This window comes from Pedobacter lusitanus, assembly GCF_040026395.1.
Taxonomy (GTDB): Bacteria; Bacteroidota; Bacteroidia; order Sphingobacteriales; family Sphingobacteriaceae; genus Pedobacter; species Pedobacter lusitanus.
Map to the genome: position 1 here is coordinate 963,396 of NZ_CP157278.1, position 9,940 is coordinate 973,335.

The following is a 9,940-nucleotide window of genomic DNA, read 5'->3' on the forward strand; positions in this document are numbered from 1 at the left end:
TATTTACTTGCCCAAAGAACTACCTGTCCGTCAGTCTAAACTCCATACTTAACAACCATCACCAGTTCATCCAGCTTAGCGATCTGTATTGCAGTTCCGGACAAGATAAACTCTGTATCCAACTGAATTGTAGTATTTTCTGCTTTAAGCAATCCAGAAGATTTAGAAAGATTAAGATCAGTCCCGTCTATCTTTATCGTATAACTGCCGGGATCTCCCTTCACTTTTGCCACAAAGATTACTTTACTGATCACCGCAGTTAAAGGCTGTACAAAATATGGCAGTCTGAATTTAGTTATCGTCAGCGGAGCAGATGCATTTTTAAGCAACAGGTTCCAGACATCAGGCATATCCTGCTTTAAGTTAATCCCGATATGCAGTCCGGTTTCATTCAACGTCTGGTGCATCGCATTCAGCCGGTCTTTAAGACTCGCTTCTGCCAATCCCTTAAGTACAGAACCACCCTCTCTTGCGGTATATTTAACATGTAAAACCACATCAGCAATGGTACTGTAATCAAACTGCCTGACTTCTTCCGGCAATTCCAGTCTCCAGCTGCTGATCGCTCCTGTTCCTTCAAAAGGCAGATACCGTTCATCTTTGAAATTCAGCTCAAATACTCCACTGTCATTCTGCGCACTGCTGGCAGCAATAGACTGAATAGAACCCACGTTAAAGATAAAGCGCTCGTCATTTCCGGCAGGATCTTCGGTATAACCCGTTCCTGCTGCATTTTCGTGGTTCATATTTTTGCGGTACTTATTTTTAACCAGCGATAATTTAGCGCTGACTGCTGTATGCGGCCCTGCTATACAAGGCAAACTGATACTCACAGATTTAATCCTTCTGAAGTACTGTCCTGCATAATCCATATCATATAAAGCTTCAGGAATATCAAAATCACACACTCCTGTAGCTCTCAGCTGTACCAGTGCAAGCGGATCAAGCAGACTTACGGATACATGTCTGGTCAGTTCATATTCCCGCTTGTTTTTATCCAGATAGCCGCATTCCATTCTTTTGATATCATGAAGTAACTGATCCGCACTCTGCAGTCCTTTTTTCATGCTGTCCCAATAACCATACTGAATATAGCTATCTCCGTTTCCAAGCTCATACTGATAACTTCGCTCTGCTTTCTTCGCAAAATCATGTGCCAGACTGTAGGCACGGAAATAAACAGCACTCACCTGCCCGATCATCCAGTCATAAAGCTGTTTATTAGTGAACTTAGTATGCATAAAATCATCCGTTTTCTTCGCATTATCAATCTGTATCAAATGATTACGCAGATCTGTTTCTGCAATTTCCTGTCTGATCTGGGCTGCAGAAATCTGCTTATCCAGAGAATCCAGCTCTTTGCCAGCCAATGTTTCCTGGAGTTTCCAGTCTGCAAACCGCCGGTCATAACTACCTGCAGTAGCTGCGCGGTTAGCCTCATAAGAAGCCGCTGAACTTAATACATTCAATACACCTGCTGCTGCATTGGCAGAATGCGCCAGAAAACTTCCGCCCCATTTCACCGCAGCCAGCGGGCTTCCGCCAAAACCAGAAGCACCAATATCCAGGTCGGGAATTAATGCCAGAATACCTGCCGTAGCACCCAGAATCTGTGAAGCCATCTGATAATCATGAGATTCACTGAGTTTATCCAGGTTCAGCTGTTCTTTTGAACTGATATAACTGATATCCCTGTAATAATTATGACGGGCCTCAGTGACCAGTTTTGTTTTCTCCAGCACCTGTATCTGTTCTTTTGCCTCACTGATCTGAAGCGTTTTCATATCCTTTACGGCGTTTAAAACACGGATTTCCAGTTCACTTCTCAATAAAGCCATACTTTCGGCATCTTTCTTTTCCAGTGCCTGAAGCAGCGAGCTGCCCAGCCCTCTTACTTCCTGAGTCAGTTCACCTGCTTTCTGAGACAATACATTAAATCTGTAAAAAGGTGTTGGTGCATTCATTCCGGCAAGGATTGAAGAAATATCCATCCCCGAAGCCGCTGCACGGACCAGCATACCCGGATCAATCGGAGGCGCAAACAGCGCCAGACTACGGAATACCCCGTCAATATTCTGAGAGTTACGGATTTTAAACAAGCGGTCAGCCACCTGATCCCAGTAAGTATTCATCTGGTCATTATTCGGGATACAGAAATACAGCATGGATAAAGTAACATCCGGCGGTGGTAATTCAGCACCGCCTTCTGGCAGCACCGATAAATCCGGTAAAATATTTTCCAGGTTAACCAGCGCATTTCCAAAAGCATCAATATTTGCTTCCAGCTGATTATAAGTTTCATAAGGCGCTTTAACTACCGGCTTAATTACTCTTGGTTTAGGCCCCAGCAGTTTATCTGCAAGAATATACATCTGTGTCGCCTGCGCAATCGATTCCATGGTATCCTGTCTGAACAGATAATCTCCCCATGCGGTTAAATTCCCGATATATTTCATCAGCAGGGCTTTCTGATAAGCCACAGGTCTGAACCGGGCTATAACATGTGGCTGAAAAGGTTTCTCACGCCATTGTGCAATAGCAAATTCCAGTTTTGAAACATCCTCTGTAGAAAAATGAGCTACCTTAAACATCAGGTTGTCTATACGCTGACTGGTATAATCTGCTTCATGAGTCAGGAAAAAAGGTTTGGTTACCCAATATTTTTCAGGGGCTTTACCGGCCAGGGCACCAGTAGGATTAAACATATAATGGAACCAGGTCAGTGCATCTTCAAATTGCTGGTTCTGGCTTAATCTGCCGGCCAGTAAAAACGGGATATGAAAAAAAAGTTCCCAGTTATATTCACTATAGCTGCCATCACTGCTAAAATCAAGATCCTCTACCGGGAAGGATAGTTTTCTTACCCCATTTTTTTCCAGCAGATAGGTTTTCGGGATTTTGGCAACGTTAGGCTTATAATTAAGCTGGAAATCAAATTTTGACTGCTGTAACTGTGTTTCCCTTTTCATCAGCTCCGGGATTCCGAGTTTATACAAACTCTTTTTAAGCGGACAAACCAGCGGATGATACATATTTTTGAAAGCCTCACCATAGGCCAGCTCCTGGTAATGATCTATTTCAGTTTTAATCCGCTGAAATTCTTCATCCTTATTCAGCTCTTTAACCAATTCAACCGGATCAGGTGCAGGAACCGCCTTTAATTTAGCCATGTATTTTTTGCCAAGGGCGATGATATCATCAATCAGCTGCAGCACATCAGCAATTGTTCGCTGTAGCAACAGCGGCCCGGTATCATCTTTAGTATTTGTATTATAAAAGCCAGGAACAATCACGTAGGCATGATAACTATCTTCCATAAAATATGGCATTAATGTGCCCATAACCCCTTTAAACCGGCCCTGTCTACCCGCAATATGGTCTGATGCATAATTGCTGTTGATTCCCATAAAGATCAGTTCAAACAGCATCACCAGCATATCAATATAGCTAAACTGCGCAGGATAGGTTAAACGGAAGGTTCCCGGAGTCTGTCCCAGAAGCTCCATAAAGTCTTTCATGGAAAATGCATTCTTAACCGCCAGACGATCCATTTCCGGTGCATTTTCACTCATTTCATTATAACGCTGCAATCTCAGGCTCGTATTTTCAAAATCAGGGTAAAAATCTGCCAGGTTTTTGGGCGTAAATCCCTTGACCAGTTCCGGATAACCCTTACATCCGGTCACATTGAATACCCCTTCCAGTCTTTGTTCCAGTGTAGAATACCCGTTAGTAGTGAATAACCAGATCTGATCCAGAAACTCGAAATACATCATATTGAATAAATCTCTCGATATGGTATTCAGTGTGTAATTATCTCCGGAAGGGCTTTCAATAGCATCTTTAGAGATCTTTTTTGGCTGCCATTTCCCATTGGCAAACTCACTGACAGCCAACTGTATTTTAAGTTTTTTATTAGGTTTTCCAGGTACCGTACCCCCGCCCGAACCGCTTGGAACCGCGATGGAGTCTTTCATTTCCGCTTCCTCACTAAAAACCGGCCAGGCCAGACAGAGACGATTATTACGCATAAAAGCCAGCAGCTGATCAGAAGTAATGTCCAGCTCTACTTTTTCCCATGGACTCCAGTAGCGCTCCTGTTCAAATCTGCGGTAATAATAAATTGCCGGATCACCACCTTTGGTTCTGCCAAAAACATGCATAGTTCTGATATCAATCTGATACCAGGTGGCTACCACTTCCAAAAAAGCAATATTATCCAGTTTCTCCAGATAGTTAATCAAACCTGCTTCGGCAGTATCGTTATTCAGATCGTCCTGTAACAACTCATTTTCCAGTTCTTTAAACATAAATGACTTATCATCACGCAGTTCTGCCTCAATCCAGTTTTCAGGATATAAAAACACCTTACGGTTGGCTTCCCACACCCGGTAATTTTTCATCCATTTCCACTGGTTCCAGTTAGGATCATCATCCAGATTAGCTGCTGATTCCGGTTCCAGCCCCATTAAACAACGCTGTACAAAAAGCTGTACTGTATTATGAGCCTGCACAATTCTGGAAGAAGAAATTACAGCTTCCATCTCTACATCAACCAGAAAATAATCGTACAGGTCATTTTCATCTTTAAGATCAGGGTTTACAGCCAGTAAATAAGCAATCAGCGCATCTCTTTTCTGAGGTCTGATCGCATCAGTAATTTCTTTCAGGGTATCTGACCAGGTATTTTCATCATATCTGGCTTTTAAAGCCATTCTCAGCTGCGTCGTATCAGTTGCTGTCAGCACTGGCTTAATAAAGGCAACAACCTGACTGACTGTAGCACCCAGCGTACGCAGATAAGCTGCATTAGTCATTACGGTCTGCCAGGTTTGCGGGTTTTTATAGTTATCCAGATTAAACACGGTGAATAACCTGGCATCGATAGCTGTTAAATCTGCTGTCTGATAACCAGTTAGCAGCGCCATAGTTTCCATCCATTGGGTTTGCGTCGTAGTATTGCCAGGTAATAATAATTCCATTGCCCGCGTAAAACTGAGCGGATTTTCTGCATCCGCAGGATCTGGTACCGGGCTTAAAGATTTCGCCAGACCTGTTAAACTGACAAAATCAGCATATAGAGACAGGTTTACCGGATTCAGTGTACTGTCATAAGGTATTCCATCAAATAAAAACCAGCCTAAACTGCCTGCATTTTTAAAGTACCATGCTGTATCTGTAATTTCCAGCTGAAATGAATTGATCAGCGGAATCATCTGATGCAATAATCTTAAGGCACTGAACTGACCGGCACAATTCAGACTGGTCACAGGAACCAGCAGATTAATAAAGCTGTCAGCTGATAATAAATCACTAATTGCTGCGGTGCCTGGTGCCGGCTGTCTGAGCAGAGCATTATCGAGTATTACTTTAGCCAGATCTTCTGATGATTTGAAAACCTGCATTATACACTGCACAAGGACAGTCTTTTTTCCAGCTGTGATGAAATAAACTGAAAGCGTATCAAAGTATGATTTCAGCAAGGTTTTCTGTACAGTGGCAAAATTAGCCGGGCTGGCTGCTGCCAGGTCATCTATCTTATTTTTGAGATCAGTAGTATCCAAACCTTCTCTTTTGATACCTGCTGCTTTATCCAGATAAGCTAAATGGTCATCAGCAAATGTTTTGGCCGCTGCCGGTGTAACCCATAAGGCATCCAGAAAACCCATCAGTACTTTAACCGTATCAGGTTCTACATTGGTCAGTTTAGCTAACTGATTTTGTAAAGCTTCCCGCTGTTCATCTGTTTCCAGACCATCATTATAAAGCGATTGATTATCAGTCAGTACTTTTTTCAAATCCTGCTGCAACCCGGTCAGCACTTCAATAATCCGGGTTTCTTTCATCTCCCGGTTCACCAGATCGGCAGCCTCATGTTTTAACATAAACAGCAGATCTGCAGGCCGCTGAGGATAGGCTCTGAAAGCCATCGCCTGTGTCACAAATTGCAGCAGTACAGCCGGTGCTGCAGAAAAAATTAATCCGGTCAGCTCACTGATGATTTCAAAATCCGGTCTTTTCAAACCCAGTTTCTTCATCAGCCTGGCTATGGCATAAAGTGTACTCAGATTTTTAAAATTCAGTTTACCATCAGGCGTGAAACTGGTCAGCTGATCAAAATCATCACCGGATAACTGCAGACAAACAGACAGACTATCCCGGTAAGCGGATAGTAAACCTGTGCCCAAAATAGTATCTGCCAGTAATTTTTCATCAGCAAACCCATTTTTTGATTTATTTAAAAACACCTGGCTGAACAAAGGCAGCGGGCTTTCTTCGCTGCGTATTTCGTAAGGAATCTGACCGAAAAAGCCGGTCAGTTCATCCAGCTGAAGACCACTTGCAGCTGAAACTCTTTTCAAATCAGCGATTTGCAGAATAGCTTCCTGAAGATCACCCCCTCCCAGGCTAACCTGAGAAATGAACTCATCAAGCAATTCGAATTTCAGACCCGTTTTCTTCTGCAGTCTTAAAAATCTGTGAATACGGTCTAAAGCGACATCATCAAGGCTATCAATTATCTTTTTCGTGGTATCACAGGTCAGATCCAGATTCTTGATAAACAGCTTTTTATCCGGATCGATAAATTTTAAAGTCAGCAGTACCGTCAGTTCTTTAAAACTCAGACCGCTTTTGGTCAGAAAAACATCCACATTGTTCATTTCTGCAGAAGCATTGGCAGCTGTGGTATTCCAGTACGTCTGCTGTTTAGCTGAAGCGGCAGTGACAATTAAATCTTTTTCTGTATCTGTTAAACCCAGCTTTTCTGCAGCTATTGCCAGATCAGAAGGACTGGAAGCACTTTGAAAAGCTTTCATTAATTCAGCTCTGTCCAGACCAAACCTGGAAAAATAAGCTTTGGCAGAAGTAAGGTTCAGATCAAAGGGAAGCTTAAAGGCATAAAAGCTGGTCTGTAAGGTCTTATAAGCATTTACGTTAACGTAGGCTGGAGAAGAAGCTAATTCTTCGGCAGAAGACAGCGTTTGACGCAATCTGTAGATCGTATATTTGCTTCCTCCCAGCGGCACGGCTTTGAATACAACCTTTTGATCCCGCAGGTAAAATGGCTGATCGGGCAGAGTCCCTTCAGTCTTAAAAATAAGCGCCTGACTGGTGACCGGGAAATTACAGGGTGTATCAGTAACAACCAGGGTTACCGGATCGGTAAAAGATGTTTTGGCTGCTAAAAGCGTATTGAGCAGTGAAGCAGAAATCTTTCCTTTAAGCGGGTCCGGCCCGTCAGAAAGCACTCCTGTATATGGAATCCCCCCATCCGGAGTTATGGCTTCTTCCAGCAATTCGCAAACCAGGTCAATATAGGGAACAGGAGTCATGGCATTTTCACAGCCCAGATCGATGTCGCCCAGATCAGGACGACGTTTGAATAAAACTTCTTTAGCAGACAGGTTTGCCGGTGGTAAACTCAGATCAGTTACTTTTCTGTTTTGCAGAAACTGTAAAATCTCCACCAGGTAAGCAGCCGGGCTATAGACCGAACGGCATTCCTCACAGGTACAGACATCTGCTGTATAAAACAATGATTTCAGATTTGGAAAATCCTTGCTTACCGCGTCAATCTTTAAACTGAGTGTTTTCATCTCCATTGCAGGAATATCCATCGCACTGATGGTATCATGGAGTTCACCGGCTAATAACATGGCCGCTGTACTGGCAGTTTCAGCGCGGTTATAGATGGCTTTGGCCTCTGCCGGACTGATACCTGCTTTAGGTGCTATATCATTGACAAAACGGGACTTGCCCGCTAAGGTAATACTTTGTGCAGAATGAATATGCTGTGCCAGCAAGGCATTGGTTTTGCTGTAATGCGGAACCAGCTTAAAAACCCGCTGCATAGCTTTGAGTTCATTACGTAAAGGATCATTTGCGGCATTACTCATTTTTCTCTCCTTAAAAAGAAGATCTATATTGGAATACTGCAAATCAAATCCCGTCTGTGTTTTAAAGAACTCCCTGATTTTTGCCTGATTCTTGTAAGGGGTAGTTTTAGCTCTGTCCAGCTGTGCCCTGAAAGCTACAGCGGGATATTCTTTTTCAAATTTCCTGGCCAGTGCCGATGCTTGTATATCCAGCATTTCTTTTTCAGCCCCCTGATCTTTAACTCCGGGCTGTTTGGCCAGAATAGCCCTCCAGTCTGCTTTATTTAAGGCTGCAAGATCTTTAACCGCTGCGGGTGTATTAATATTTTCTGCTTTTTTAACTCTTTCAATCAGATTTACATTAAAACCGATCAGTTCTGCCAGTTTGATGGCCGTTTTAGCATCAATGGAGTGTCCGCTGCTTTCAAAAAAACTCCGGGCAGTCAGTTCACTGATCAGACCATCCAGATTATTCCTGTTATTTTTAAAAATCTGTCCTATCTCAGACAGACGGCTGTCCAGCACATATTTTTTGAGCAGCAGGAAAACTTTACCTGCGTATTCCTGCTGATAATACTCTTCAGCTCTGGTTTTATATTGCTGAAGGATTTCCTGATACCGCCCAGCCTCTTTCCCCACTTTTTCTGCAATCAGCTTTTCTTTTACAGCCGCTGTGATATCCTGTTTAATGATTTTGGGATCACATAAAGCGGCATCATACAATAAAGGCAGCAGCTCGGTATGAAGATCTACAGCAGTACGTATCTGGAAAGAATTGATTAAATCATTCTTTAACAAGGTGTTTTTACGCAGCAGCGCATAAAAAAACGGGGCATCTATCTTAGCTAATTCCTGCAGGCGCTGGGCCACCACAAGATGCACAATCTTCTCTGCAGGTACATTCATCTCTCCGGAAAGAAAGGAAATATCCTGATGCTGCTCATTCTCCTGTAAATCAACCTGTTTAACTTTCCCAGCCAGAAAACCTACCTCCTTGTATAAATAATCATATTCTATAAATTCAGCAGGAATTTTCCCTTTGATAATGATATTGATTTCTTCGGATGCAGCTGCGTTAAACCTGGTATCAATAATAGCAGAGGCATAAAGCACAGTTTTTTTCTCTCTGGTCAATACCTTCATGGATAAATCAGCTTCTTTTCTACCCCGCCCGCTCAGTTGTTCATGTTTCCAGCTAATTTCATAACTGCCATCCTGCGCTGTAATACATTCGCCCAAAAGCTCTTCAGATCGCATATCACGGTCATAAGCTTGTACCAACAGATTGGGTAAGGGCTGATTAGATTGGTTCCTTATTTTACCAAATACAATATTAATTGCCTGATTTAAAGTTGCCATGATGAATTTCTTTAGGGTTTTTATTGAGTTATACCTCTGTTAATTTCATTTCAATATTGCGGATGACCTCATTACACTGGGCACAGGCCATGCCTTTTCTTTGCGCAAACCACCTGCACTTTTCGCGGATAGGACAATCCTGGAGCTGCTCAGGCTCCTGATTACCTACTACCGTAATCAGCTCATCAATCAGCCCGCATTCATGCGCCGTTCCATCCCACTGTTTGCAACCTGATTTTGCACAATTTCCGGCAAAGCGGAACCGTTTTTCCGGTTCCCTTCCTTTGCTGGCCTGCTGTACAAAAACTTCATCTATTTCCATTGATACCCGCAGATAGTCAATAAAACCACCTGAATTAACTATCCCATAAAGTTTCGCACCAGGTTTGCAGGTATAACCCGGGCACAGGAACTCACTCATTATTTAAGCGGCCCCTGACCAATACGTTCCAGGTAACGGGAATAATCTTCGATCCAGATACCCATAGTCCTGTTTACCCACTCCCATCCTTTTAAACGTGGATTAACAGCTAACCTGGCATTAACCACCATATCTCCATGATTGTCAATCTGCGCAAGCTCATGCATCACTACTTCTTTGATTTTTTTATCCAGACTCAGGATCTGATCTTCTGTGAGTCCTATGCCATCCAGCGATACGGTGAAAATGGCATCATGTTTTAAGTTTGTCATATGTTGATTTT

The 9,940-nt window shown here is 42.9% G+C and carries 3 protein-coding genes; all 3 read right to left on the reverse strand.

What is annotated here, in order from left to right; genetic code table 11:
* Nucleotides 1-35 precede the first annotated feature (35 nt).
* Genes PL_RS04310 through PL_RS04320 form a run of 3 tightly spaced genes read right to left on the reverse strand, consistent with a single transcriptional unit; the run spans nucleotide 36 to nucleotide 9,929 of the window.
* Complete coding sequence (locus PL_RS04310) at nucleotides 36-9,236, reverse strand: neuraminidase-like domain-containing protein (RefSeq protein ID WP_041884149.1); 9,201 nt, start codon at nucleotides 9,234-9,236, stop codon at nucleotides 36-38.
* 28 nt (nucleotides 9,237-9,264) lie between these two features.
* Nucleotides 9,265-9,657, reverse strand: coding sequence for a hypothetical protein (locus PL_RS04315; protein ID WP_052496451.1), 393 nt, complete (start codon nucleotides 9,655-9,657; stop codon nucleotides 9,265-9,267).
* A complete protein-coding gene (locus PL_RS04320; protein WP_041884150.1) occupies nucleotides 9,657-9,929 on the reverse strand; it encodes a hypothetical protein in 273 nt (90 codons plus the stop codon). Before PL_RS04320 ends, PL_RS04315 begins: the two co-directional genes overlap by 1 nt.
* Between the last annotated feature and the right edge of the window lie 11 nt (nucleotides 9,930-9,940).

Excerpts from the sequence above, each read along its gene's own strand:
- PL_RS04315 (WP_052496451.1), bottom strand. The coding sequence starts at position 9,657 with ATGAGTGAGTTCCTGTGCCCGGGTTATACCTGCAAACCTGGTGCGAAA.
- PL_RS04310 (WP_041884149.1), bottom strand. The coding sequence starts at position 9,236 with ATGGCAACTTTAAATCAGGCAATTAATATTGTATTTGGTAAAATAAGG.
- PL_RS04320 (WP_041884150.1), bottom strand. The coding sequence starts at position 9,929 with ATGACAAACTTAAAACATGATGCCATTTTCACCGTATCGCTGGATGGC.